General features: G+C 68.3%; 19 protein-coding genes. 4 read left to right on the top strand and 15 right to left on the bottom strand.

Features of this window, described 5'->3' with window-relative positions:
• Positions 1-121 precede the first annotated feature (121 nt).
• The 5 genes from ugpQ to ugpB all read right to left on the bottom strand — a co-directional run bounded on the left by ugpQ (position 122) and on the right by ugpB (position 5,528).
• The gene (ugpQ, locus tag M1D55_RS15610) at positions 122-910 is read right to left on the bottom strand and encodes a glycerophosphodiester phosphodiesterase (RefSeq protein WP_456282537.1); all 789 of its coding nucleotides are present in this window, start codon (positions 908-910) and stop codon (positions 122-124) included.
• Position 911: 1 nt separating this feature from the next.
• The gene (locus tag M1D55_RS15605) at positions 912-2,048 is read right to left on the bottom strand and encodes a sn-glycerol-3-phosphate import ATP-binding protein UgpC (RefSeq protein ID WP_006578416.1); all 1,137 of its coding nucleotides are present in this window, start codon (positions 2,046-2,048) and stop codon (positions 912-914) included.
• 219 nt (positions 2,049-2,267) lie between these two features.
• Positions 2,268-3,116, bottom strand: a complete 849-nt coding sequence (ugpE, locus tag M1D55_RS15600; protein WP_006578417.1) for a sn-glycerol-3-phosphate ABC transporter permease UgpE — start codon at positions 3,114-3,116, stop codon at positions 2,268-2,270.
• A gap of 48 nt (positions 3,117-3,164) precedes the next feature.
• A complete protein-coding gene (ugpA, locus tag M1D55_RS15595) occupies positions 3,165-4,046 on the bottom strand; it encodes a sn-glycerol-3-phosphate ABC transporter permease UgpA (RefSeq protein WP_006578418.1) in 882 nt (293 codons plus the stop codon).
• A gap of 150 nt (positions 4,047-4,196) precedes the next feature.
• Positions 4,197-5,528: a sn-glycerol-3-phosphate ABC transporter substrate-binding protein UgpB gene (gene ugpB / locus M1D55_RS15590; RefSeq protein ID WP_232207162.1), complete on the bottom strand. Its 1,332-nt coding sequence runs from the start codon at positions 5,526-5,528 to the stop codon at positions 4,197-4,199.
• A 235-nt stretch (positions 5,529-5,763) separates the two neighbouring features.
• Here ugpB and M1D55_RS15585 point away from each other — a divergent pair, with 235 nt between their 5' ends.
• Positions 5,764-6,585: an HAD-IIB family hydrolase gene (locus M1D55_RS15585; protein WP_456282536.1), complete on the top strand. Its 822-nt coding sequence runs from the start codon at positions 5,764-5,766 to the stop codon at positions 6,583-6,585.
• Between the two features lie 135 nt (positions 6,586-6,720).
• Here the strand turns inward: M1D55_RS15585 and M1D55_RS15580 are convergent, their stop codons facing one another.
• From M1D55_RS15580 to M1D55_RS15570, 3 genes are all read right to left on the bottom strand, one after another.
• The gene (locus tag M1D55_RS15580; RefSeq protein ID WP_023263641.1) at positions 6,721-8,280 is read right to left on the bottom strand and encodes a UxaA family hydrolase; all 1,560 of its coding nucleotides are present in this window, start codon (positions 8,278-8,280) and stop codon (positions 6,721-6,723) included.
• A gap of 157 nt (positions 8,281-8,437) precedes the next feature.
• The gene (locus M1D55_RS15575) at positions 8,438-9,454 is read right to left on the bottom strand and encodes a Bug family tripartite tricarboxylate transporter substrate binding protein (protein ID WP_232207165.1); all 1,017 of its coding nucleotides are present in this window, start codon (positions 9,452-9,454) and stop codon (positions 8,438-8,440) included.
• A 102-nt stretch (positions 9,455-9,556) separates the two neighbouring features.
• Positions 9,557-10,501: a dihydrodipicolinate synthase family protein gene (locus M1D55_RS15570; protein ID WP_456282535.1), complete on the bottom strand. Its 945-nt coding sequence runs from the start codon at positions 10,499-10,501 to the stop codon at positions 9,557-9,559.
• A gap of 353 nt (positions 10,502-10,854) precedes the next feature.
• Here M1D55_RS15570 and M1D55_RS15565 point away from each other — a divergent pair, with 353 nt between their 5' ends.
• Complete coding sequence (locus M1D55_RS15565) at positions 10,855-11,730, top strand: LysR family transcriptional regulator (protein WP_064577299.1); 876 nt, start codon at positions 10,855-10,857, stop codon at positions 11,728-11,730.
• A gap of 33 nt (positions 11,731-11,763) precedes the next feature.
• Here M1D55_RS15565 and M1D55_RS15560 read toward each other — a convergent pair whose 3' ends face one another.
• Positions 11,764-13,581: an IlvD/Edd family dehydratase gene (locus M1D55_RS15560; protein ID WP_456282534.1), complete on the bottom strand. Its 1,818-nt coding sequence runs from the start codon at positions 13,579-13,581 to the stop codon at positions 11,764-11,766.
• A gap of 135 nt (positions 13,582-13,716) precedes the next feature.
• The gene (locus M1D55_RS15555) at positions 13,717-14,739 is read right to left on the bottom strand and encodes a Bug family tripartite tricarboxylate transporter substrate binding protein (RefSeq protein ID WP_456282533.1); all 1,023 of its coding nucleotides are present in this window, start codon (positions 14,737-14,739) and stop codon (positions 13,717-13,719) included.
• Positions 14,740-15,063: 324 nt separating this feature from the next.
• Here M1D55_RS15555 and M1D55_RS15550 point away from each other — a divergent pair, with 324 nt between their 5' ends.
• Positions 15,064-15,765: a fumarylacetoacetate hydrolase family protein gene (locus tag M1D55_RS15550; RefSeq protein ID WP_232207169.1), complete on the top strand. Its 702-nt coding sequence runs from the start codon at positions 15,064-15,066 to the stop codon at positions 15,763-15,765.
• Between the two features lie 165 nt (positions 15,766-15,930).
• On the opposite strand, the gene ntrC is transcribed toward M1D55_RS15550, so the two are convergent.
• The 4 genes from ntrC to M1D55_RS15530 all read right to left on the bottom strand — a co-directional run bounded on the left by ntrC (position 15,931) and on the right by M1D55_RS15530 (position 21,045).
• On the bottom strand, positions 15,931-17,589 hold the full coding sequence (gene ntrC / locus M1D55_RS15545) for a nitrogen regulation protein NR(I) (protein ID WP_456282532.1): 1,659 nt from the start codon (positions 17,587-17,589) through the stop codon (positions 15,931-15,933).
• Positions 17,590-17,693: 104 nt separating this feature from the next.
• Positions 17,694-18,872: a nitrogen regulation protein NR(II) gene (glnL, locus tag M1D55_RS15540; RefSeq protein WP_006578618.1), complete on the bottom strand. Its 1,179-nt coding sequence runs from the start codon at positions 18,870-18,872 to the stop codon at positions 17,694-17,696.
• A gap of 10 nt (positions 18,873-18,882) precedes the next feature.
• Positions 18,883-19,491: a DUF4124 domain-containing protein gene (locus M1D55_RS15535; RefSeq protein WP_456282531.1), complete on the bottom strand. Its 609-nt coding sequence runs from the start codon at positions 19,489-19,491 to the stop codon at positions 18,883-18,885.
• Positions 19,492-19,629: 138 nt separating this feature from the next.
• Positions 19,630-21,045: a 3-hydroxylaminophenol mutase gene (locus M1D55_RS15530; RefSeq protein WP_023264285.1), complete on the bottom strand. Its 1,416-nt coding sequence runs from the start codon at positions 21,043-21,045 to the stop codon at positions 19,630-19,632.
• Between the two features lie 571 nt (positions 21,046-21,616).
• Between M1D55_RS15530 and M1D55_RS15525 the strand changes: the two genes are divergently transcribed.
• Entirely contained in the window at positions 21,617-22,081 is a 465-nt protein-coding gene (locus M1D55_RS15525; RefSeq protein ID WP_064577293.1) for a rhodanese-like domain-containing protein, read from the top strand.
• A 104-nt stretch (positions 22,082-22,185) separates the two neighbouring features.
• On the opposite strand, the gene M1D55_RS15520 is transcribed toward M1D55_RS15525, so the two are convergent.
• Positions 22,186-23,010: a competence/damage-inducible protein A gene (locus M1D55_RS15520; protein ID WP_006579614.1), complete on the bottom strand. Its 825-nt coding sequence runs from the start codon at positions 23,008-23,010 to the stop codon at positions 22,186-22,188.
• Positions 23,011-23,018: the final 8 nt, after the last annotated feature.

The raw sequence follows: 23,018 nt of genomic DNA, 5'->3' as shown, positions 1-23,018 counted from the left end.
TTTCCTGTAGTGCAACACCGATCCAACGATTTCCCGCGGTATTGCGCGCCTTGCCGGTTTTCCGGGCCGAAAACCCCGTCTGGAACAGGGAATGGCTGTTGCGAAATCCCCTCGCTTTCTTTCAGCCGGCTTTCATTTCTGATTCACCCCGGCTTTCATTTCCGTGCTGCGGCGCAATAAGGTCGACCGCGTCGGTAATCACCGCGTCGACGCCCCAGGCCAGCAAAGCCGTGGCCCGGTCAGGGTCGTTGACGGTATAGCAGGCGACCCGATAACCGGCCTGATGCGCCTCTTCAATCACGTCTTGGTCCAGTTCCCGGTGATTGGCATCCAGCGCGACGCAGCCCAGCCGCGCCAGCCGGTCCCGCCAGTCGGCCGGCAGCGTGTCCAGCAGCAGCGCGCGCGGCAGGTCCGGCGCGACCCGGCGCGCCGCCTCCAGCGCCGTCTCCGAGAACGACGACAGCAGCGGCGGCACGGCGGCGCCGGCCCACAGCGCCAGCGCGTCGAGCGCCACCGCCGCGCCGGTGCGCGCCTCGGTACCGGGCACCGGCTTGATCTCGATATTGACGTGCAGGCCGTTGGCGCGCGTGTAGGCGGCGATCGCCGCCAGCGTCGGGATCGGTTCGCCGGCATAGGCCGGGCTATGCCAGCTGCCCGCGTCGAGCTGCGCCAGCTCGCCCAGCGTCAGCGCGTCGGCGCGGCCGCGGCCGCTGGTGGTGCGATCCAGCGTCGCGTCGTGCAGCAGCACCGGCTTGCCATCGGCCGACAGCTTGACGTCGAACTCGAACATCCGATAGCCGAACGAGGCGCCGTGGCGGAACGCCGCCAGCGTGTTCTCGGGCGCCAGCTTGCCGGCGCCGCGATGGGCGATCGTGCGCGGATAGGGCCAGGGGGAAAGCGTGGTCGCCATCTCAGGCCTCGATCCGCTTCTCGATCCGCTTGCCGCTGGCATGGTCGAAGAAGTGCAGATGGTCGGCCGATGCCGTCACCGGCAGCTGCTCGCCCGCGCGCACGTGCATATGGCTATCGAGACGGACCACCACCTGCTGGCCGCCGAGCGTGCCGTAGGCGAACGAGTCCGCGCCCAGCGCCTCGACCACGCGCACGTCGATCCGCGCGATGGCCTCGTGGGCCGCGCACGGTTCCAGATGTTCGGGCCGCAGGCCCAGCAGCGCCTGCTGCGGCAGATGCAGCCCCATCGGCAGATGGCCCAGCGTCGCGTCCGACGGCTTGCCGTCCGCGCCGAGCACGCGCATCTGCGCGTCCGATGGCACACCCGAAGGTACCGTGCCCTGCCCCGCCTCGTTGCGCGCCACCGGAATCAGGTTCATCGGCGGCGAGCCGATGAAGCCGGCGACAAAGATGCTGGCGGGCCGCGCATAGACCTCGAGCGGCGTGCCGATCTGCTCGACGCGTCCGCCGTTGAGCACCATCATCCGGTCGGCGAGCGTCATCGCCTCGACCTGGTCGTGCGTGACATAGAGGCTGGTGGTGCGCAGCCGCCGATGCAGCTCCTTCAGCTCCAGCCGCATCTGCACGCGCAGCTTGGCGTCCAGGTTGGACAGCGGCTCGTCGAACAGGAACACCGCCGGCTCGCGCACGATGGCCCGCCCCATCGCGACCCGCTGGCGCTGGCCGCCCGACAGCTGGCGCGGCTTGCGCTCGAGCAGCGGCGCCAACTCGAGAATGCCGGCCGCATGGCGCACGCGCTGTTCGATCTCGGCCTTCGGCATGCCGCGGATCTTCAGGCCGTACGCCATGTTGTCGTAGACGGTCATGTGCGGATACAGCGCGTAGTTCTGGAACACCATCGCGATATCGCGCTCGGCCGGCTCCAGCCGATTGACGACGCGATCGCCGATATGGACCTCGCCGCCGGTGATGGTCTCGAGCCCCGCGACCATCCGCAGCAGCGTCGACTTGCCGCAGCCCGACGGGCCGACGATCACGATGAACTCGCCATCGTCGATCTCCATGTCGATGCCATGCACGGCCGTGACATTGCCGGCGTAGGTCTTCTGTACGTTTCGGAGCGACAGTTTTGCCATGTGTTTCTGTTGTTCTGTTCGATATCGATCGATGCGACCTTACGCATTTACTCCCCTCTCCCGCTTGCGGGAGAGGGGTTGGGGGAGAGGGAAACGGCGGTTGACGCCGCGAACGCGTTCGCGATTGTCAAGCGCCCGTTGCCCTCTCCCCCGCCCCTCTCCCGCGAGCGGGAGAGGGGAGGAAACCATCGCGGATGGAGGATCGTGACAGTCTTCCCCTTACTTCTCGGTCTCCACCAATCCCTTCACAAACCACTTCTGCATCAGGATCACCACCACCGCAGGCGGGATCATCGCCAGCAGCACGGTCGCCATCACCAGGTTCCACTCGGTGGCGGCATCGCCCGAGCGCGAGATCATCTGCGTGACGCCGACCACCACCGGGATCATCGACTTCTGCGTGGTGATCAGGAGCGGCCACAGGTACTGGTTCCAGCCGTAGATGAACTGGATCACGAACAGCGCCGCGATGCTGGTCTTGGACAGCGGCAGCAGCACGTCGAGGAAGAACCGCATCGGCCCGGCGCCATCGATGCGCGCGGCCTCGGCCAGCTCGTCGGGCACGGTCAGGAAGAACTGGCGGAACAGGAAGGTCGCGGTCGCCGACGCGATCAGCGGCACCGTCAGGCCGACGTAGCTGTCGAGCATGCCGAGGTCCGACACCACCTCGTAGGTCGGCAGGATGCGGACCTCGACCGGCAGCATCAGCGTGATGAAGATCATCCAGAAGAAGGTCTTGCGCAGCGGGAACTTGAAGTACACCACCGCGAAGGCCGAGATGATCGAGATCGCGATCTTGCCCAGCGAAATGCCCAGCGCCATGATCATGCTGTTCATCAGCATGGTCGACACCGGCGCCGCGGCCACGCCGACGCCCTCGAACAGCACGGTGCGGTAGTTGTCCAGCAGATGCGGGCCGGGGATCAGCGTCATCGGCGCGTCCAGCACCTGCTCGGCGGTCAGCGTCGAGGCGACGAAGGTCACGTAGACCGGAAAGGCCACGATCAGGATGCCGACGATCAGCACCACGTGGGTCAGGAAATCGAGGAAGGGACGCCGTTCTACCATGAGGGATACCTGTCTGCGGTCTTCATTGCCGTATTCATCGGCCGCCGTTCAATACTGGACGCGCCGTTCGACGTAGCGGAACTGCACCACGGTCAGCGCGATCACGATCGCCATCAGCACCACCGACTGCGCCGCCGAGCCGCCGATGTCCATGCCGCGGAAACCGTCGTGATAGACCTTGTAGACCAGCGTGTTGGTCGAATTGAACGGCCCGCCGTGCGTGACCGCATCGATGATCGCGAAGGTATCGAAGAACGCGTACACCACGTTGATCACCATCAGGAAGAACGTGGTCGGCGACAGCAGCGGGAACACGATCGACCAGAAGCGGCGCCACGGTCCGGCGCCGTCGATCGCCGCCGCCTCGATCAGCGAGCGCGGGATGCTCTGCAGCCCGGCCAGGAAGAACAGGAAGTTGTAGCTGACCTGCTTCCACGCGGCGGCGATGATCACCAGCAGCATCGCCTGGTCGCCGTTGAGCAGGAAGTTCCAGTCCACGCCCATCTGGCGCAGCACGTACGAGACGATGCCCAGCGTCGGATTGAACAGGAACATCCACAGCACGCCGGCCACCGCCGGCGCCACCGCATACGGCCAGATCAGCAGCGTCTTGTAGGCGACCGCGCCGCGCAGCGCGCGATCGGCGAAATAGGCCAGCAGCAGCGCGAACGACATGCCCAGCAGCGCCACCCCGACCGCGAAAATGGCGGTCACGCGGAACGACTCGATGTAGTTCGGGTCGTTCCACAGCGTCATGAAGTTGGCCGCGCCGACGTATTCGAGGCTGATGCCGAAGGCGTCCTGCTGCAGCACGGACTGGTACAGCGCCTGGCCGGCGGGCCAGAAGAAGAAGATCAGCGTGATCGCGATCTGCGGCAGCACCAGCAGATACGGCAGCCAGGGCGAACGGAAGACGACGCGTTTTTCCATGCGTGGCGATGGCAAGGGAGCGCCGTCGCGGCGCCCCGGGGGAAATCAGGCTGCCGCCGGTCCCAGGACACGGCGGCAGGTTCCGATGGAAACAGGGATCGCAGGCGGCGGACCGGCGGGCAAACCGTGGCGCCGATCGCCTGCCGCCGCTTACTCCTTGGCGGTGCGCTGGAAGCGTTCGAGCAGCTCGTTGCCGCGCTTGACCGCGGTATCGAGCGCTTCCTTGGGCTCCTTCTTGCCGGCCCAGACCGCTTCCAGTTCCTCGTCGACCACGGTGCGCACCTGGACCATATTGCCCAGACGCACGCCGCGCGACTTGTCGGTGGTCTTGACGACCATCTGCTGCACCGACACGTCGGCGCCCGGATTCTTCTCATAGAAGCCGGACTTCCTGGTCAGCTCGTAGGCGGCCATCGTAACCGGCAGATAGCCGGTGGCCTGGTGCCAGTCGGCCTGGACTTCGGGGCGCGACAGGAAGGTGAAGAACTTGGCCACGCCCTTGTATTCCTCGGGCTTGCGGCCGGCCATCACCCACAGCGAGGCGCCGCCGATGATGGTGTTCTGCGGGGCACCCTGCACGTCCGGGTAGTACGGCAGCTGCGACACGCCGAAGGCGAACTTGGCGTTCTTGCGCACGTTGGCCAGCGTCGCCGACGAGCCGGTGAACATCGCGCATTCGCCGTTGAAGAACTTGGCGCCCGACTCCGCCTTGCGGCCGCCATAGCTGAAGTAGCCCTTCTTGACCATGTCCTGCAGATTGCCGATGTGCTTGACATGCAGCGGGCTGTTGAACACCAGGCGCGTGTCGGTGCCGCCGAAGCCGTTGTTCTTGGTCGCGTACAGCGTGTTGTGCCAGGCCGAGAAGCTTTCCAGGTGGACCCAGCCCTGCCAGTCGGTGGTGTAGGCGCAGTTGCCGCCCGAGGCCTTGATCTTGGCCGAGTACTGCATCACCTCGGGCCAGGTCCTGGGCGGCTTCTCGGGATCGAGGCCGGCCTTCTTGAAGGCGTCCTTGTTGTAGTAGAACACCGTGGTCGAGCTGTTGAACGGGAACGACAGCATCTCGCCCTTGGCGGACGTGTAGTAGCCGGCCACCGCGGGGATGTAGACCTTCTGGTCGAACTTCTCGCCGGCTTCCTTCATCACGGTGGACACCGGCTTGATCGCGCCCTTGGCGCTCATCATCGTGGCGGTGCCGACCTCGAATACCTGCAGGATCGCCGGGGCGCCGCCGGCGCGGAAGGCGGCGATGCCGGCGGCCAGCGTCTCGTCGTAGTTGCCCTTGTTGACCGGCACGATCTTGTACTCGGTCTGGCTGGCGTTGAACTTGCTGGCAACCTCGTTGACCTTGTCGTTCAACGCGCCCTGCATCGCATGCCACCACTGGACTTCGACAGCAGCATGGGCGGCACCGGTGGCGGACAGCGCGGCCACGGCGGCAGCCGCGGCGGCGAGCTTGATGGTGATGGTGCGGGGGTTGGTCATCGACGGCTCTCCTCGTTTATTGCGTCATCCAGTCTGAAACCGGCTGAATGTATGCATTTTTTGTGACAAGCGGATGTTACTCCGCCAGCGCGCGCCGAGAAACCGAGCGTTTCTACCAATGTCCATGCGGCCTCGAGCCGAATCGGACCGGGGCCAAGGCAAGATGACAGCGCCGTGACATAGCTTAGGCCACGCCACATGCGAGGTACAATGCGCCGCCATGCCGACCCGCCAAATGCCCCCCGCGCTCCCCGACCTTCCCGTCTTTCCGGCGGCCCTGCCCGCCGCCGCGCTGCGCCGCGTGCGCGGCGTGCTGACCGATATCGACGGCACACTGACCACCGCCGGCCGCCTGCCGGCCGTGACCTACTTGGCGATCGAACGCCTGCGGCACGCGGGCCTGCAGGTGATCCCGGTGACCGGCCGCTGCATCGCCTGGGCCGAGATCCTGACGCGGCTGTGGCCGGTCGACGCGATCATCGGCGAGAACGGCGCCTTCTACTCGCATCTGCGCGACGGCCGGCTGGTCACGCGCTTCATCGACGACGCCCAGACGCGCGCGCACAACCTGCGGCGCATCGACGAACTGGCGCAGCGGATCCTGCGCGAGGTGCCGGGCTGCGCGCTGGCCTCCGACCAGCACTGGCACGCGGCGGACCTGGCGATCGACCACGCCGAGGACGTCGCGCCGCTGCCGCCCGCGGCGGTCGACCGCATCGTCGCGCTGATGCGCGAGGCCGGCATGACGGCCACCGTCAGCTCGATCCATGTCAACGGCTGGTTCGGCCGGCACGACAAGCTGAGCACCAGCCGCCTGTGCGCGGCCGAGCTGCTGGGCGCCGACCTCGACGCCCAGCGCGACGAATGGGTGTTCATCGGCGATTCGGCCAACGACGCGTCGATGTTCGCCCACTTCCCGCTGTCGGTCGGCGTGGCCAATGTGGGGGAGATCCTGCCGTTGCTGCCGGTGCCACCTGCCTATGTGACCGAGGCCGCCGGCGGCGAGGGTTTTGCCGAGATGGTCGACGCGCTGCTGGCGGTGCGGGACGCCGGCTAGGCGCCCTGCCGTCCGGCCGCACCGCCGTATCACCGCACCGCCGTATCACCGCACCGCCGCATCGCCGCATCGCCGCCCGATCCGGCATGGTCCCGGTCCCGGTGCCGGCGTAAACACCGACACCGGCCGCCGGCATCAGCTCATGATGCCGATGTGCCAGGGCACGAACTCGTTGTCGCCGAGCCCCAGCAGCTCGCTCTTCGAGCGCTGCCCCGACGCGGTGCGCAGCATCAGCGCGAAGATCTCCTCGCCGACCTGCTCGATGGTCTTGTCGCCGTCGAGGATGCTGCCGCAGTTCAGGTCCATGTCCTCTTCCAGCCGGCGGTACATCGGCGAATTGGTCGCCAGCTTGACGCTGGGCACCGGCTTGGCGCCGAACATCGAGCCGCGCCCGGTGGTAAACGCGATCAGGTTGGCGCCGCCGGCGATCTGGCCGGTGGCCGACACCGGGTCGTAGCCCGGCGTATCCATGAAGACCAGGCCGTGCTCGGTCACCGGCTCGGCATAGCGGTAGACCGCCATCAGCGGCCCGGTGCCGCCCTTCATCGACGAGCCCAGCGACTTCTCGAAGATGTTCGCCAGCCCGCCCATCTGGTTGCCGGGGCTGACCTGCCCGTTGATCTGCACGTCGCGCCCGACCGAATACTCGTCCTTCCACCAGCGGATCCGCTCGACCAGCTTCTCGCCGACTTCGCGGCTGACCGCGCGCCGCGTCAGCGTGTGTTCGACGCCATAGATCTCCGGCGTCTCCGACAGGATCGCAGTGCCGCCGTGGCGCACCAGCAGATCGACGGCGGCGCCGAGCGCCGGATTGGCGGTAATCGACGAAAAGCCGTCCGAGCCGCCGCACTGCAGGCCCACCGTCAGGTGGCTGGCCGGCACCGGCCGGCGTTCGACGCGGTTGGCCTCGGGCAGCATCGCCATCACCGCGGCGATGCCGGCCTCGATGGTCTTGCGCGTGCCGCCGCTGTCCTGCATCACGAAGGTCCGCAGCATCGGGCCGTCCCGCAGCGACTGCGTCTCGAGCAGGCCCTTCAGCTGGTTGCGCTCGCAGCCCAGCCCGACGACCAGCGCGCCGCCGAGATTGGCGTGGCGCGCGTAGCCGGCCATGGTCCGCCGCAGCAGGTCCATCGGCTCGCCGGTCATCTCCATGCCGCAGCCGAGCGAATGGCTGAAGGCGACCACGCCGTCGACATTCGGATAGTCGGCCAGCCGCTCGGGCGTGAACCACTCGGCGATCTTGCGCACCACGGTCGCCGAGCAATTGACGGTCGACAGGATGCCGACATAGTTGCGCGTCGCCACGCGGCCATCGGGCCGCACGATGCCGTCGAACATCGCCTGGCGCGACGCCGGCACGCGCTGCACCGGCACATAGTCGCGGCCGTAGGCGTAGTCGCGCTCGTACTCCTGGAAGCTGACGTTGTGCGAATGCACGTAGCTGCCCGCCGCAATGTCGGTCGCGGCGAAGCCGATGCAGACGTTGTACTTGACGATCGGCTCGCCGGCACGGATCGCCCGCGCGGCGATCTTGTGGCCGGCCGGCACCTGGCCGCGCGTGGTCCAGGCCTGGCCCGGCACCTGCGCGCCGATGCCGACATCGATGCGCGCGACCAGCACGTTGTCGGCGGGATGCAGGCGGATGCAGGGCCCCAGCAGGGCCTTGTCTTGGCTGACGGGAGGGCGAACTTCCATACGGGAGGGGATTGGCTGGTTTGGTGGAGGGGAACGCAGATCGAGAACAACCATCCTGTCGTTCCCGCGCACGCGGGAATCCAGCGTCCTCCAAAGACCCTGGGTCCACGCCTGCGCGGGGATGACAACGTTGGCTCAGCGTTCTGCTCGGATACGCTTATTCCGGCCGGATATTCGACGCCTTGACGACCGCAGCCCATTTCGGCACTTCTCCGGTCATGAACTTGCCGAACTGCTCGGGATTGGTGCCCAGGATGTTCAAGCCCTGCTCGGCGAATTTGGCACGCAGCCCCGGCTCCTTCAGCGCCTTGGCCACCTCGTCGCTGATGCGCGCGGCGATCGGGCGCGGCGTGCTGGCGGGCAGGAACAGGCCATACCAGGTCAGCACCTCGAAGTCCTTCAGGCCGGCCTCGGCGACGGTCGGCACCTGTGGCAGGCCTGGCGCGCGCGCCAGGCTCGATACCGCGATCGCCTTGAGCTTGCCGGACTGGATGAACGGCGCGGCCACCGGCACGTTGGCGAACATCACCGGCACATTGCCGGCGATCACATCGGTCAGCGCCGAGGACTCGCCCTTGTACGGCACGTGCGTCAGCTTGATGCCGCTCATCGTGTTGAACAGCTCGCCGGCGATGTGCTGCGGACCGCCGGGCCCGGACGACGCGTAGCTCGTCAGCTTGCCGGCACGCACCAGGTCGGCGACCTCCTTGATTGTGCTGGCCGGCACCGATGGATTGACCACCATCACCAGCGGCATCGATACCACCTGGGTCACCGGCATGAAGTCCTTCAGCGGATCGAACGGCAGCTTCGCGTACATGCTGGGCGCGATCACCATGGTCGATTGCGAGGCCAGCATCATCGAATAGCCGTCCGCCGGCGATTGCGCGACGTTCGACGCCGCGATCGTGCCGGTCGCGCCGGGCCGGTTCTCGATGACGACCGACTGCCCCATCTGCTTCGACAATTGCGCGCCGAGCTGGCGCGCCACGATGTCCGCGCCGCCGCCGGGCGCAAAGCCGACCACCACGCGGATCGGCTTGCTCGGGAACGTGTCGGTGGCGGCCGCCGCGGGGACCGCCGTCGACGCGGCGATGGCGAATCCGGCCACGGATGCGCACAGCGCGAGGCGAAGGCCGGCGGGACGCCGGCATGGCTGGGTAGCGAACATCATGTCGTCTCCTGGTGTTGTCGTTGTGTGTGCTGGTGTATGTCTTGCTGCCTGTGTCGCTGCCTGCGTCATTGTGCGAACCGCTGCGTTACGCGCCGGCCGACATCAGGCCGCAAGCCGCTCCGCGCCCGGCATCGCGAAGCCGAGCGCATCGAGCGCCTGGCGTAGCAGCGCGCGCTGGCCTTGCTGCAGCTCGGTCAGCGGCGGCCGCACCGTGCGCCAGCCGCCGTCGGCGCTCTGCACCGCGATCGCCTCCTTCATCGCGGCGATCATCGGGAATTGCTGGAAGGCCGCGCGCGTGCGGTTCAGCGCGGCCTGGCGCGCATCGGCATCGGGCGCCTGCCAGTTGTCGTACAGGTCGACGATCGGCCCGGGATTGACGTTGCCGGTCGCCGTGATGCAACCCGCCCCGCCCGCGCGCATCGTCTCCAGCAGGATCGCCTCGGTACCGGCGAAGACATCGAAGCCGCGCGCGCCGAAGCGCTCGATCATCGCGCGCGTGTTGGCGAGGTCGCCGGAGCTGTCCTTGATGCCGGCGACGATGCCGGGATAGGCGCTCAGCAGCCGGTCGATCAGGTCCAGGCCGAGCGGCACCTGGCTGACCGCGGGGATGTGATACAGGTAGATGCGCAGCCGCTTGTTGCCGCTCCCCTCGCCAACCGCCTCGATGACCTGCGCAAACGCGCGGAACAGGCCATCGTCGCTGACGCCCTTGTAGTAGAACGGCGGCAGCATCAGCACGCCGGCGCAGCCGGCCGCCACCGCGTGGCGCGTCAGTGCAATGGCGTCCGGCAGCGCGCAGGCCCCGGTGCCCGGCATCAGGCGATCCGGCGGGATGCCGGCCTCCAGCAGACGATCCAGCAGCGCGCGCTTCTCGTCCAGCGACAACGAATTGGCCTCGGAGTTGGTGCCGAACACGGCCAGGCCGACGCCCTGCTCGATCAGCCAGTGGCAATGCCGCACCAAACGCTCGGCATCCGGCGCATAGCCGTCGGTGAACGGCGTCAGCACGGGGGAAAAGACGCCGCGTGGGCGGGCGGACTGGATCATGGCTGTCTCCGGGGATGGGCGCCCTCCATGTCGTCCCCGCGAAGGCGGGGACCCAGCGGCTTCCCATTGCGCGCAAAGATGAGCGCGGAAAGACGGACGCGGAAAGGCGCTGGGTTGCCGCCTGCGCGGCAACGACATCGATAGCGATGCGGGCCTGGTTGGCGGTCTTGGCCACCTGGTCGAATGGAGCCCATTCTAGGAACCGCCACCCCGCGAAAACAGCATCGGACGGCTGCTTCAAACGATAAAGTTTTTTGCGTTCCAGCCAGACCGATCTGGCGCGCACCCTTTGCTAAGATTTGCCGCGCGCCCCCCTACGACAACAACGAGAGACAACCAGAGGCCTGCCCGCCGTGGACATTCGCTACCTGCAGAGTTTCGTCGCCGTGGTCGAGCACGGCTCGTTCGCCGAAGCGGCGCGACGCCTGGGCCTGACGCCGGCCGCCATCGCGGCGCGGGTCAAGGCACTGGAAGAATCGCTGGATACGCCGCTGGTGCAGCGCGCCGGCCGCACCGTGGTGCCGACCCAGGGCGGGCTGCGCATCCTGCCGAAGGCGCGCGCGGTGGTGCGCGATGTGCGCGACCTGAACGCGGTCGCGCACGACGACAGCCTGCTGGGCGAACTGCGGCTGGGCGTATCGACCTCGGCGCTGACCGGTCTGCTGCCGCCGATCCTCAAGCGCGTCTATGCCGCGCATCCGCGGTTGAAGATCTTCGTCGAACCGGGTTCGTCGTCGCACCTGTATCGCCGCATCGTCGGCGGCGATCTCGATGCCGGCATCATCGTCGCGCCGCAGTTCGCGATCCCGAAGGCGTTCGAGTGGCACGTGCTGGTGCGCGAGCCCTTCATCGTGCTGGCGCCCGAGTCGATGGCCGAGCGCGGCGCGCACGAGCTGCTGGCGACCGAGCCCTTTATCCGCTACGACCGCGGCATGTGGGGCGGCATGGTCGCCGACCGCTATCTGCACGAGCACAACATCGTGCCGCACGAACGGCTCGAGATCGACGCGCTGAACGCGATCGCGACGATGGTGGACCAGGGCATCGGCGTGTCGCTGGTGCCGGACTGGACGCCGCCCTGGCCCGAAGGGATTCGCGTCGCCCGCATTGCGCTGCCGGGGCGCGCGCCGGTGCGGCAGGTCGGCCTGCTGTGGTCGCCGCACGCCGCGCACGGCGCGCTGTCGCGCACGCTGCTCGAGCATGCGGCGAGCGCGACCGGGCAGCGCTAGGCGGCCGGCCGTCGCGCTACGCGCGCGGGCCGCTCATTCCGGAGTTCCAGGCGTCTTGCCGCGCGTCTCGGCGGCGCGCAGGAAGTCGAAGTCGACGCCGCGGTCCGCCTGCGTCACGGACTGCAGGAACAGCTTCAGATAGCCGCGCGGTGCGCTCGGCTCGCGCACCGGACTGGCCGCACGGCGCCGTTCCAGCTCGTCGTCCGGCACCAGCAGGCTCAGCTCGCGGCGGCTGACGCTCAGGCGAATACGGTCGCCGGTGCGCACCAGGGCCAGCGGTCCGCCCACCGCGGCTTCCGGCGTGACATGCAGCACCACCGTGCCGAACGCGGTGCCGCTCATGCGCCCGTCCGAGATCCGCACCATGTCCTTGACGCCGGCGCGCGCCAGCTTGCGCGGGATCGGGATATAGCCGGCTTCCGGCATGCCGGGCGCGCCCTTCGGTCCGATGTTCTTCAGCACCAGCACATCGTCGGCGTTGACGTCGAGATCGTCGCCGTCGATGCGCTCGACCAGGTCCTGCGAATTCTCGAACACCACCGCGCGCCCCTCGTGCTCCATCAGCGCGGCGTCGGCGGCGGACTGCTTGATGATCGCGCCGCCCGGCGCCAGGTTGCCGCCGAGCACGGCGATGCCGCCCTGCGGATAGACCGGATCGGCGATCGGGCGCACCACGTCCTGCGCGAAGCCCGGCCCGGCGGCGTCGAGCTCCTCGCCCAGCGTGCGTCCCGTGACGGTCAGCGCATCGAGCCGCAGCAGCGGCCGCAGCTCGCGCAGCAGCGTGGCCATGCCGCCGGCCTTGTGGAAGTCCTCCATGTAGTGCTGGCCGCTGGGCTTCAGGTCGAGCAGCACCGGCGTCTCGCGGCCCATGCGGTCCAGCGCCTGCATGTCGATGTCCAGCCCCATGCGGCCCGCGATCGCGGCCAGGTGCACGATGCCGTTGGTCGAGCCGCCGATCGCCAGCAGCACGCGCATCGCATTCTCGAACGCGGCCGGCGTCAGCACCTTGTCGATGGTCAGCCGTTCGCGCGCCATCGCGACCGCGCGGGTGCCGGTCAGTTCGGCGATGCGGATGCGATCGGCGGTGACGGCCGGCGGCGTGGCGGCACCGGGCAGGCTCATGCCCATCGCCTCGGTCAGGCAGGCCATCGTGCTGGCGGTGCCCATCACCGAACAGGTGCCGACGCTGGCGACCAGCTGGTCGTTGACCTGCGCGGTCTCGTGCGCGTCGATCTCGCCCGCGCGGAACTTGCCCCAGTAGCGGCGGCAATCGGTACAGGCGCCGACCCGCTCGCCGCGATGCGAGCCGGTCAGCATCGCGCCGGTCACCAGCTGGATCGCGGGCACGCCCGCCGAGGCCGCGCCCATCAGCTGCGCCGGCACGGTCTTGTCGCAGCCGCCGATCAGCACCACCGCGTCCATCGGCTGCGCGCGGATCATCTCCTCGGTATCGATCGACATCAGGTTGCGCAGCACCATGCTGGTCGGCGCGGCGAAGCTCTCGTGGATCGAGATCGTCGGGAACGGCATCGGCAGCCCGCCGGCCAGCAGGATGCCGCGTTTGACCGCCTCGATCAGCTGCGGCATGTTGCCGTGGCATGGGTTGAAGGCGCTGCCGGTATCCGCGATGCCGATCACCGGCCGCTCGAGCGCGGCGTCGGTATAGCCCGATCCCTTGATGAAGGCCTTGCGCAGGAACAGCGAGAAGCCCTGGTCGCCGTAGTTGGTCAGGCCCTCGCGCAGGCCGGTGTCGGGCCGGGTATCGCCTCGGATATCGCCTCGGGTATCGCTGGGCGTATCGCGTCGCTTGTCGTTGCCGGATGCGTCGGGTGTCTTCGAAATCGTGCTCATGGTGGGTGCGGAAATGATCGGTCTCGCGAATGCCTGTCAAACGATGTCGTCCCCGCGCAGGCGGGGACCCAGTGACTTAAAAAGACGCTGGGTTCCCGCGTGCGCGGGAACGACGAGATGAATGCGGAATCGGCTTCAGCTGTCCGACTCGATGCCGGCGTCGGTGATCACCTTGTGCCAGCGGCTCACCTCGTCGCGCAGCCGCTCGGCGGCCTTGTCCGGCGTGGTCGCGGGCAACGCGTAGACGCCCTGCTGCAGCAATTGCGCCTTGACCGCCGGCATCTGCAGCATCTTCGCCAGCGCGGCGTTCAGCCGCTGCACCACCGGCGCCGGCGTGCCGGCCGGCGCCAGCACGCCGAAGGTCGAGCTGACATCGAGCGCCGGCATGCCGCTCTCGCCGGCCGCCGGCACGTCCGGCAGCATCGAGATCCGTTTCGACGCCGCCACCGCGACCGGCCGCAGCTGGCCGCTCTTGATGAAGGGCTGCGCCGCCGGCACGGTCTCGACCATCATGTTGACCTGCCCCGCGACCAGGTCGGTCATGGCCGGGCCGCTGCCCTTGTATGGCACGTGCACCATGTCGATGCCGGCCTCCTTGCGGAAGATCTCGGCCGCCATTCGCTGCGGCGCGCCGGCGCCCGAGCTCGCGTAGTTCAGCTTGCCGGGATTGGCCTTGCCGTACTGGATCAGCTGCTGCAGCGTGGTGACCGGCAACTGCGGATTGACCACCACGACCAGCGGCACCGAGCCGACCACCATCACCGGCACGAAGTCCTTCAGCAGATCGTAGCGCAGCCGCCCCTTCTCCAGCGTCGCCATCGTCGAATGCGAGGTCAGCGCGCCCATCAGCAGCGTGTAGCCGTCCGGCGCGCTCTTTGCGACCGCCTCGGCGCCGATATTGCCGCCGGCGCCGCCGCGGTTCTCGACCACGACCTGCTGTCCCAGCGCCTCGCCGAGCCGTGCGGCGACGATGCGGCCGATCACGTCGGTGGCGCCGCCCGGGGGATAGGGAATCACCAGGCGCACCGGCTTGTCCGGGTACGCGGCCAGGGCGGCGGGCGCGAGCGCGGCCCATAGCGGCGCGGACAAGGCGAGCAGGCCGGCGCGCAGCCAGGTCCGGCGGCGTCGCTGGAATGAGGGGATCGGCTTGGTGGTCATGGGGTCTCCTGGATCTCGTTGTCGTGGGCGCTGTCCTCGGGCCTTGCGTGGGAACGCATCGAAGCACGGGGCGCCGTGACGGCAAGTGTGGAGACGGGCGGCGGGCGGAAGAAGCGGTTGCCGCACCGATTAACCAAAAAATTATTTTGGTCTGGGCGGATCGCGCCAGCGAATCATCGATCGGAGTTTTTGATGCTCAGCGCCAAAATCATTCGTTTCATATCGCGAGTCCTGCTCAGTACAATCGGCCTGGCTTCGCGCGGATCTCGCCGCTGTCGACGACCCTCGCCGAACCCTTCGCTTCTCTCTCGATTCCATCACACCATGACCGAATTCGTGATTCCGCCCGTTGAACAAGCCAGCGTCGCCGTCGCCGGCAGCCACGCCCGCTTTCCGATCCGCCGCGTGTTCTGCGTGGGGCGCAACTACGCCGCGCATGCGCGCGAGATGGGCAAGGACCCGGACCGCGAGCCGCCGTTCTTCTTCACCAAGCCGGCCGATGCGGTGGTGCCCGCGCAAGGCACCGTGCCCTACCCCCCGCTGACGGACAACCTGCACCACGAGATCGAAATGGTGGTCGCGATCGGCACGGGCGGCACCGACATCGCCGTCGAGCGCGCGCTGGATCATGTGTGGGGCTATGGCGTCGGCGTGGACCTGACGCGCCGCGATCTGCAGGATGTCGCCAAGTCGATGAGCCGGCCGTGGGACTGGGCGAAGGCCTTCGACGCGTCCGGCCCGTGCGGGCCGCTGCAGCCGGCCAGTGCGGTCGGCCATCCGGCCCAGGGCCGCATCTGGCTCGAGGTCAATGGCGAGGTGCGCCAGCAGGGCGACCTCGACGAGATGATCTGGCCGGTGGCCGACGTGATCGCCTATATCTCGCAGAGCGTCGCGCTGGCCCCCGGCGACCTGATCTTCACCGGCACGCCGGCCGGCGTCGGCAAGCTGCAACCGGGCGACGCCGTGCGCGGCGGCGTGCAGGGGCTCGGCGAGTTCGTGTTTACGGTGGGTCAACGCCGCGGTTGAGCGCGGACGCGTCTTTCGCTGTCATTCCCGCGCAGGCGGGAATCCAGCGTCGTTTTCAAGCCGCTGGGTCCCCGCCTTCGCGGGGACGACAGCGCCGCCAAGCAAAAAGGCCACGGCATGGGACCGTGGCCTTTTGTTTGCGTGGCGGCAAGCACCACGCAGCGTTCAATCGAAGCCCAGCTCCTGCAGCTTGCGCGTGATGGTATTGCGGCCGATGCCGAGCCGGGTCGCCGCCTCGACGCGGCGGCCGCGCGTGACGCCCAGCGCGGCCTCCAGCACCGCCTTCTCGAAGCGGCGCGTCAGCAGGTCCATCACCTCGGGCTGGCCCGCTTCCAGCATTGCGCGCGCCTCGCCCGCCAGCAGGCTTTCCCAGCCGGGGGCCGGCGCCGAAGGCAGCGCGCCCGCGGCGCCGAAGCCCGGCGCCAGCCGGCCGCCGTAGGCCGGGCCTTCCGCATCGGCTGACAGCGTGGCCGTGCCATCGGCGGCAAACCCGCCCCCCATCGCACCGGCGATGCCGCCCGCCACGCCGCCCGCCACGCCGCCCGCCAATCCGCCAGCCATGCCGTTGCCCAATGCCCCCGCCTCGGCCGCCTCGGCGCCGCCCTGCGCGTCGCGTTCGGTCACGCGCGCGCCGCCGTAGCCGGCCATGCCGGCCTGCCCGTCCGGGGCACCGCCGCCGATCATCTCGCGCGGCAGATCCTTGACCTCGATGGTCTGCGCCGGCGCCATCACGGTCAGCCAGTTGCACAGGTTTTCCAGTTGCCGCACGTTGCCGGGGAACGGCAGCGTGCTGACGTAGGCCAGCGCCTCGTCGGACATCCGCTTCGGTTCGACGCCCAGCTCCTTGGCGCTCTTCTGCAGGAAATGCCGCGCCAGCAGCGTGATGTCCTCTGGCCGTTCCCGCAGCGGCGGCAGCCGCAACCGGATCACGTTCAGGCGGTGGAACAGGTCCTCGCGGAACAGTCCCTCCTTGACGCGCGTTTCAAGGTTCTGGTGCGTGGCGGCGATCACGCGCACATTGGCGCGCAGCGGATTGTGGCCGCCGACCCGATAGAAGTTGCCGTCCGACAGCACGCGCAGCAGCCGCGTCTGCAGGTCGAACGGCATGTCGCCGATTTCGTCGAGGAACAGCGTGCCGCCCTCGGCCTGTTCGAAGCGGCCGCGCCGCATCGTCTGCGCGCCGGTGAAGGCGCCGCGCTCGTGGCCGAACAGTTCGGACTCGAGCAGGTCCTTCGGAATCGCCGCGGTATTGAGCGCGATGAACGGGCCGTTGGCACGCGGGCTGTGCTTGTGCAGCGCGCGGGCGACCAGCTCCTTGCCGGTGCCCGACTCGCCGGTGATCAGCACCGTCACGTTCGACTGCGACAGCCGGCCGATCGCGCGGAACACGTCCTGCATCGCCGGCGCCTGGCCGAGGATCTCCGGCGCGTCGAGCAGGCGGTCGTCCATCTCCTCCTCGCGCAGGCTTTCCTCGAGCGCGCGGCGGATCAGCTCGACGGCCTTGTCGACGTCGAAGGGCTTGGCCAGGTATTCGAAGGCGCCGCCCTGGAAGGCCGCCACCGCGCTGTCGAGATCCGAATAGGCCGTCATCACGATCACCGGCAGGCCCGGATGGCGCGCCTTGATCGCCTGCAGCAGATCGAGCCCCGAACCGCCGGGCATGCGGATGTCCGAGATCAGGACCTGGGGCTCGTCTTCCTCGAGCGCCGACAGCACGTCGCGCACATTGGTAAAGCTGCGGGACAGCAGGCTCTCCCGGGCCAGGGCCTTTTCCAGGACCCAGCGAATAGATTGATCGTCGTCGACTATCCAGATCGGCTTCATGTGCGTCGCTTGTCTGCTCGGTGTTTCGGAGGTCCGCCTTCGCTGCGCTGTTCAGCCCGCCGCCCGGCGGGGGAGGCATCGATCGTCAGCCGATCTCGGGCGATTCAGCGCAGCGGCAGCAGGATGCGGAAATCGGTACAGCCGGGCCGGCTCTCGCATTCGATCAATCCCTCGTGCTGCTGCACGAAGGTCTGCGCCAGTGTCAGACCGAGCCCACTGCCGCCATCCCTGCCCGACACCAGCGGGTAGAAGATGCGTTCGCGAATATCGTCGGGAATGCCCGGACCGTTGTCGATCACATGCAAGTCCAATGCCAGCTTGTACAGCCGCTTGGCGATCGTGACCTGGCGCGCGACGCGCGTGCGCAGCACGATCTGCGCATCGCCGCGCGCGATGCGCTCGGCCAGCGCCTGCGCCGCGTTATGGACGATGTTGAGCACGGCCTGGATCAGCTGCTCGATGTCGCCCGACAGCTCGGGCAGGCTGGCGTCGTAGTCGCGCACGATCTCGAGGCCATTGGGGAATTCGGCCAGCACCACCGAGCGCACCCGCTCGAGCACCTCGTGGATATTGAGCTCGCGCACGATATGCGGATGCCGGTGCGGTTCGAGCAGCCGGTCGACCAGCGTCTGCAGGCGGTCCGATTCCTTGATGATGACCTGCGTGTATTCGCGCAGGCTGCGCTCGGGCAGCTCGAATTCGAGCAGCTGCGCCGCGCCGCGGATGCCGCCCAGCGGGTTCTTGATCTCGTGGGCCAGATTGCGGATCAGCTCCTTGTTGGCCGAGGTCAGGTCGAGGATCCGTTCCTCCCGTTCACTGCGGACCTTCTGCTCGTTGGGCAGTACCTCGACCAGCGCGGTGCCGGGGCTGGCGTCGATGCCGCCGATCACCACGTGCGCGTGCATCGGCTCGCGCAGCGGCGGTTGCAGGACCACGTCCTGGCGCCGCGCGTCGACCTGGCGCGCCAGCACCGAATCGATCATCGCGTCGAGCTCGTCGGCGCGGCCGAACAGCGCCGACAGCGACAGCTCCAGCATCGACTTGCGCGAGAGGCCGAAGCTCGCCTCGGCCGCCGGGTTCGCATAGACGATCCGCATGCCGGGCTGCGCGACCAGCAGCACCGGGTTCGGCATCATGTCGAGCCCCGCCGCAAGTCCGGTCAACGCGGCCAACGCGGGCGCCACCGGTGGCGCGGCGCTTGCCGGCGACCCGGTGTCGTCGTCGGCCGGCGCGCGTTCGCCGCCGCCGACCTTGCGTGAAACGCTGCGAATCAGGCGGCGCATCGATCGATCCTCAGTCCTTCAGGTTGGCCAGCTCGCGCCGCAGCGCGGCCGCATTGGCCTCGCTGCGCGCGATGTCGTCGCGCAGCGCGGCGGTCCGGTCCAGATAGCGCTGGTAGTTGCGCTCGTCGCCCTGCCGCTCCGGCTGGCCCTCGTTGAATTGCGCACGCAGCGCGGCCAGCTTGGCGTGTTCGCTGCGCAGCTCCTCTTCCAGCACCGCGCGGCGTTCGCCGTCGCGGCGGCGCTGCGTGGCCGCGTCGATGCGCGGGAAGTTTGCCGCGGCGGCGCCATCGGGCGGGGCCGCACCGGCACCACCGCCGCCGCCACCGCCGCGTGACGGCTGGCGGGTCACCGGCACGGTCAGCACCTCGGGCAGGTCCAGCCGCCTGCAGCCCTTGCCGCCGTTGCCGTTGCGGTATTCGGGCACGCCCTTCGGGCCGCTGCAGACGTAGATCTCCGAGCCGTTCGGCGCGGCCTGCGCCGCTGCCGGCGACACGCCAGCGGAACCGAGTGCCGCGGCGACGCCCAACAACAGGGCGGCCGATGCACCGGGCCGGGCAGGCGGCGCCGATCCGGCACCGGGGCGGTGCGGCAAGCGGAACGAAGACAGGGTCGCGGTCATGGACGGGCGTCGCATCAAGAGGCATCGAAATCGGAGGAAGCCCAATTCTAGCGAGCCAAACAAAAAGGGACAGCCGAGGCCGCCCCTTCCTGGTGCAACAAGCACGGTGTGCTTACAGCGCGTGCTGGCAGCGAGCGCTTACAGCGAGTAATACATCTCGAACTCGAGCGGATGGGTGGTCATGCGGAAGCGGGTCACTTCCTCCATCTTCAGTTCGATGTAGGCGTCGATCATCGTGTTGCTGAACACGCCGCCACGGGTCAGGAACTCGCGGTCCTTGTCGAGGTACTCGAGGGCCTGATCCAGGCTCGCGCACACGGTCGGGATCTTGGCATCCTCTTCCGGCGGCAGGTCATACAGGTTCTTGTCCGCGGCTTCGCCCGGGTGGATCTTGTTCTGCACGCCGTCCAGGCCGGCCATCATCAGCGCGGCGAAGCCCAGGTACGGGTTCATCAGCGGATCCGGGAAGCGCGTCTCGATGCGGCGGCCCTTCGGGTTCGCCACGTACGGGATGCGGATCGAGGCCGAGCGGTTGCGGGCAGAGTAGGCCAGCTTGACCGGGGCTTCGAAGCCCGGCACCAGACGCTTGTACGAGTTGGTACCCGGGTTGGTGATCGCGTTCAGCGCACGGGCGTGCTTGATGATGCCGCCGATGTAGTACAGCGCGAACTCCGACAGGCCGGCGTAGCCGTTGCCCGCGAACAGGTTCTGGCCGTCCTTCCAGATCGACTGGTGCACGTGCATGCCCGAGCCGTTGTCGCCGACCACAGGCTTCGGCATGAAGGTCGCGGTCTTGCCGTAGGTGTGGGCGACGTTCTGGATCACGTACTTCTGCAGTTGCGTCCAGTCGGCGCGCTGCACCAGCGTGCTGAACTTGGTGCCGATCTCGTTCTGGCCCTGGCCGGCCACTTCATGGTGGTGGACTTCGACGGGGATGCCCAACGATTCCAGGATCAGGCACATTTCCGAACGCATGTCCTGGAACGTGTCGATCGGGGCGACCGGGAAGTAGCCGCCCTTCTTGCCCGGACGGTGGCCGCTGTTGCCGTGCTCGAATTCGCGGCCCGACGACCACGGCGCTTCTTCCGAGTGGATCTTGACGAAGCAGCCCTGCATGTCGACGTTCCAGGTCACGCCGTCGAAGATGAAGAACTCGGGCTCCGGACCGAAGTAGGCGGTGTCGCCCAGGCCGGTGCTCTTCAGATAGGCTTCGGCGCGCTTGGCGATCGAACGCGGGTCGCGGTCGTAGCCCTTGCCGTCCGACGGCTCGACCACGTCGCAGGTCAGCACCAGCGTCGGCTCTTCGTAGAACGGGTCGATATGGGCGGTGTTCGGGTCCGGCATCAGCAGCATGTCCGAGGCCTCGATACCCTTCCAGCCAGCGATGGACGAGCCGTCGAAAGCATGGCCGCTCTCGAACTTGTCGTCACCGAAGTGCGAGGTCGGCACGGACACGTGCTGCTCCTTGCCCTTGGTGTCGGTGAAACGGAAGTCGACGAACTTGACGTCGTTTTCCTTCACCAGCTTCATCACATCTGCAACGCTCTGCGCCATGCCTATCTCCTGGTAATTCGGCTGAGTTCAGTTGGAGCCATTCACGTGCCGGCCGCCGGGGGCGCATCGCTGCCGCCTGCCGGCGGCGACCGGCCTTCAAAAGGACGAAGCATGTTAGCAGAAAGCATGCCAACGTCCGCACGGATTTGGCGCGGCGGTGACGCGCGCGCCGCGTCCACGACCGGCCGTTCCCGCAATCTGTGCATCGGCGCGGGAAGGCGGCCTCGCACCGCGTTGGCGCACGGACCGGGACGGATGCCGGCCACGCCGCAACAGCGCGCCGCTTGCGCGGCCGCGGCGCCGTCCGGCCGGCCGCGCACCCCAAACCGGTGCATCGCCGCCGTCGAATGCACCGTCATGGTGCCACCAGCACCATGCTGGCGCCAGCACCGGATTTCGGACCTGCCGGCTGGCCTCGCACTGCGGCCGCGCCGCGCCGGCGGAGTAGAATAACGGTCTTTGCAGCAGGCGTGGCCGCGATCGGCGTCACGCCCGTATCGATCCCAACCCGCGACCCGAACCCGCGACCCAATCCCGCGATCCAAACCCGCGATCCAAACCGCCCCTTGCAATGACCACCCGAGACGCGCTTCTGCAGGCCGCCAACGCGCGGCAACAACAGGACCAACTGCCCTACTACGGCGCGCTGACGCCGCAGCAGGCCTACGATCTGCTGCTGGCCGATCCCGCCGCGGTGCTGGTCGACGTACGCACCCAGGCCGAGCTGGACTGGGTCGGCGGCCCGGACGTGCCGGAGCGCCAGTCTCTGCATGTGGAATGGTCCGGGTATCCGGGCGGCGCGCAGAATCCGCGTTTCGTCGAGGAACTGAAGGCGAAGGTGCCGCAGGACGCGCCGGTGCTGTTCCTGTGCCGCAGCGCGGCGCGCTCGAAGCACGCCGCCCGGGTCGCCACCGAAGCCGGCTACCGCTACGCGATCGATGTGCTGGAAGGCTTCGAAGGGCCTCGCGACGAACACCATCACCGCAAGACCGTCGAGGGCTGGTGCGTGCGCGGGCTGCCTTGGCACGGGGCTTGAGGACTGGACAGTGTCGTCCATGCGCTTGTTTTCTCCCCTCTCCCGCCGTGCGGGAGAGGCGAGCAAACCCGGCGAGACTGGCAGCGCAATAGCCTACGGCCTGTTCACCCAGCGCTGACGCCCGCCCCCGCGTTCTCCACTACCTCGAATCCCATCGCGCGCACGCCGTCGCGCAGCATCGCGTAGGCCGGCTCCACCAGCGCGGGCGTGCCCTTGACGCCCAGATCGATATGCCGGCGCGCATAGAGCTCGCCGCGCTGGGCGTCGCCGACCGACGGCAGGCTGAACACGCGCACGCCCGGGAAGGCGGTCTCGACCTGCTCCATCAGCGGCGTCAGCGTCGATTCGGGCGCCTCGAACACCAGGAAAGCGCGCTCGACATGCTGGACCTGGTGGAACAGGTGCGAATACTCGTTGTCCAGCACCCACTCCATCATCGGCCACGCCATTACCGGGAAGCCCGGCATGAAGTGGTGGTGGCCGATCGAGAAGCCCGGGATCCGGTTGTAGCTGTTGGGGATGATGCGGGCGCCCCGCGGAAACTCGCCCATCTTGAAGCGATGCTGGTTCTCGGGCAGCGACAGATCGGCCTTGACCGGGTCGCCGCCCGCCGTTTCCGCGATCCGCTGCGCGATCAGCTCCCGCGCCTCGGGATGCAGCTCGAGCGGCACGCCCAGCGCCGCGGCCGCGCACTGGCGCGTGTGGTCGTCAGGCGTGGCGCCGATGCCGCCGGTGCAGAACACCACGTCGGGGCCCGCCAGCGTGCGCCGCAGCGTCGCGGTGATGCGCTCGCGTTCGTCGCCGACATACTCGGCCCATTGCAGCGCCAGTCCGCGCTCGGCCAGCAGCGCGATCGCGCGCCGCATGTGCTTGTCCTCGCGTCGTCCCGACAGAATCTCGTCGCCGATCACGATCAGGCCGAAACCCATGATGCCCC

Source organism: Cupriavidus sp. JZ107 (assembly GCF_053903255.1).
Note: the sequence above shows the minus strand (reverse complement) of the source record. Positions and strands in the feature narration are given on the sequence as shown.

Coding starts and splice junctions, on each gene's coding strand:
- glnL (WP_006578618.1), bottom strand. CDS start 18,872: ATGCGCCGCCTGATTCGCAGCGTTTCACGCAAGGTCGGCGGCGGCGAA.
- M1D55_RS15605 (WP_006578416.1), bottom strand. CDS start 2,048: ATGGCAAAACTGTCGCTCCGAAACGTACAGAAGACCTACGCCGGCAAT.
- ugpE (WP_006578417.1), bottom strand. CDS start 3,116: ATGGTAGAACGGCGTCCCTTCCTCGATTTCCTGACCCACGTGGTGCTG.
- M1D55_RS15560 (WP_456282534.1), bottom strand. CDS start 13,581: ATGAGCACGATTTCGAAGACACCCGACGCATCCGGCAACGACAAGCGA.
- M1D55_RS15530 (WP_023264285.1), bottom strand. CDS start 21,045: ATGGCGCAGAGCGTTGCAGATGTGATGAAGCTGGTGAAGGAAAACGAC.
- M1D55_RS15585 (WP_456282536.1), top strand. CDS start 5,764: ATGCCCCCCGCGCTCCCCGACCTTCCCGTCTTTCCGGCGGCCCTGCCC.
- M1D55_RS15525 (WP_064577293.1), top strand. CDS start 21,617: ATGACCACCCGAGACGCGCTTCTGCAGGCCGCCAACGCGCGGCAACAA.
- M1D55_RS15570 (WP_456282535.1), bottom strand. CDS start 10,501: ATGATCCAGTCCGCCCGCCCACGCGGCGTCTTTTCCCCCGTGCTGACG.
- M1D55_RS15575 (WP_232207165.1), bottom strand. CDS start 9,454: ATGATGTTCGCTACCCAGCCATGCCGGCGTCCCGCCGGCCTTCGCCTC.
- ugpA (WP_006578418.1), bottom strand. CDS start 4,046: ATGGAAAAACGCGTCGTCTTCCGTTCGCCCTGGCTGCCGTATCTGCTG.
- M1D55_RS15555 (WP_456282533.1), bottom strand. CDS start 14,739: ATGACCACCAAGCCGATCCCCTCATTCCAGCGACGCCGCCGGACCTGG.
- M1D55_RS15535 (WP_456282531.1), bottom strand. CDS start 19,491: ATGACCGCGACCCTGTCTTCGTTCCGCTTGCCGCACCGCCCCGGTGCC.
- M1D55_RS15580 (WP_023263641.1), bottom strand. CDS start 8,280: ATGGAAGTTCGCCCTCCCGTCAGCCAAGACAAGGCCCTGCTGGGGCCC.
- ugpB (WP_232207162.1), bottom strand. CDS start 5,528: ATGACCAACCCCCGCACCATCACCATCAAGCTCGCCGCCGCGGCTGCC.
- M1D55_RS15520 (WP_006579614.1), bottom strand. CDS start 23,010: ATGGGTTTCGGCCTGATCGTGATCGGCGACGAGATTCTGTCGGGACGA.
- ntrC (WP_456282532.1), bottom strand. CDS start 17,589: ATGAAGCCGATCTGGATAGTCGACGACGATCAATCTATTCGCTGGGTC.
- ugpQ (WP_456282537.1), bottom strand. CDS start 910: ATGGCGACCACGCTTTCCCCCTGGCCCTATCCGCGCACGATCGCCCAT.
- M1D55_RS15550 (WP_232207169.1), top strand. CDS start 15,064: ATGACCGAATTCGTGATTCCGCCCGTTGAACAAGCCAGCGTCGCCGTC.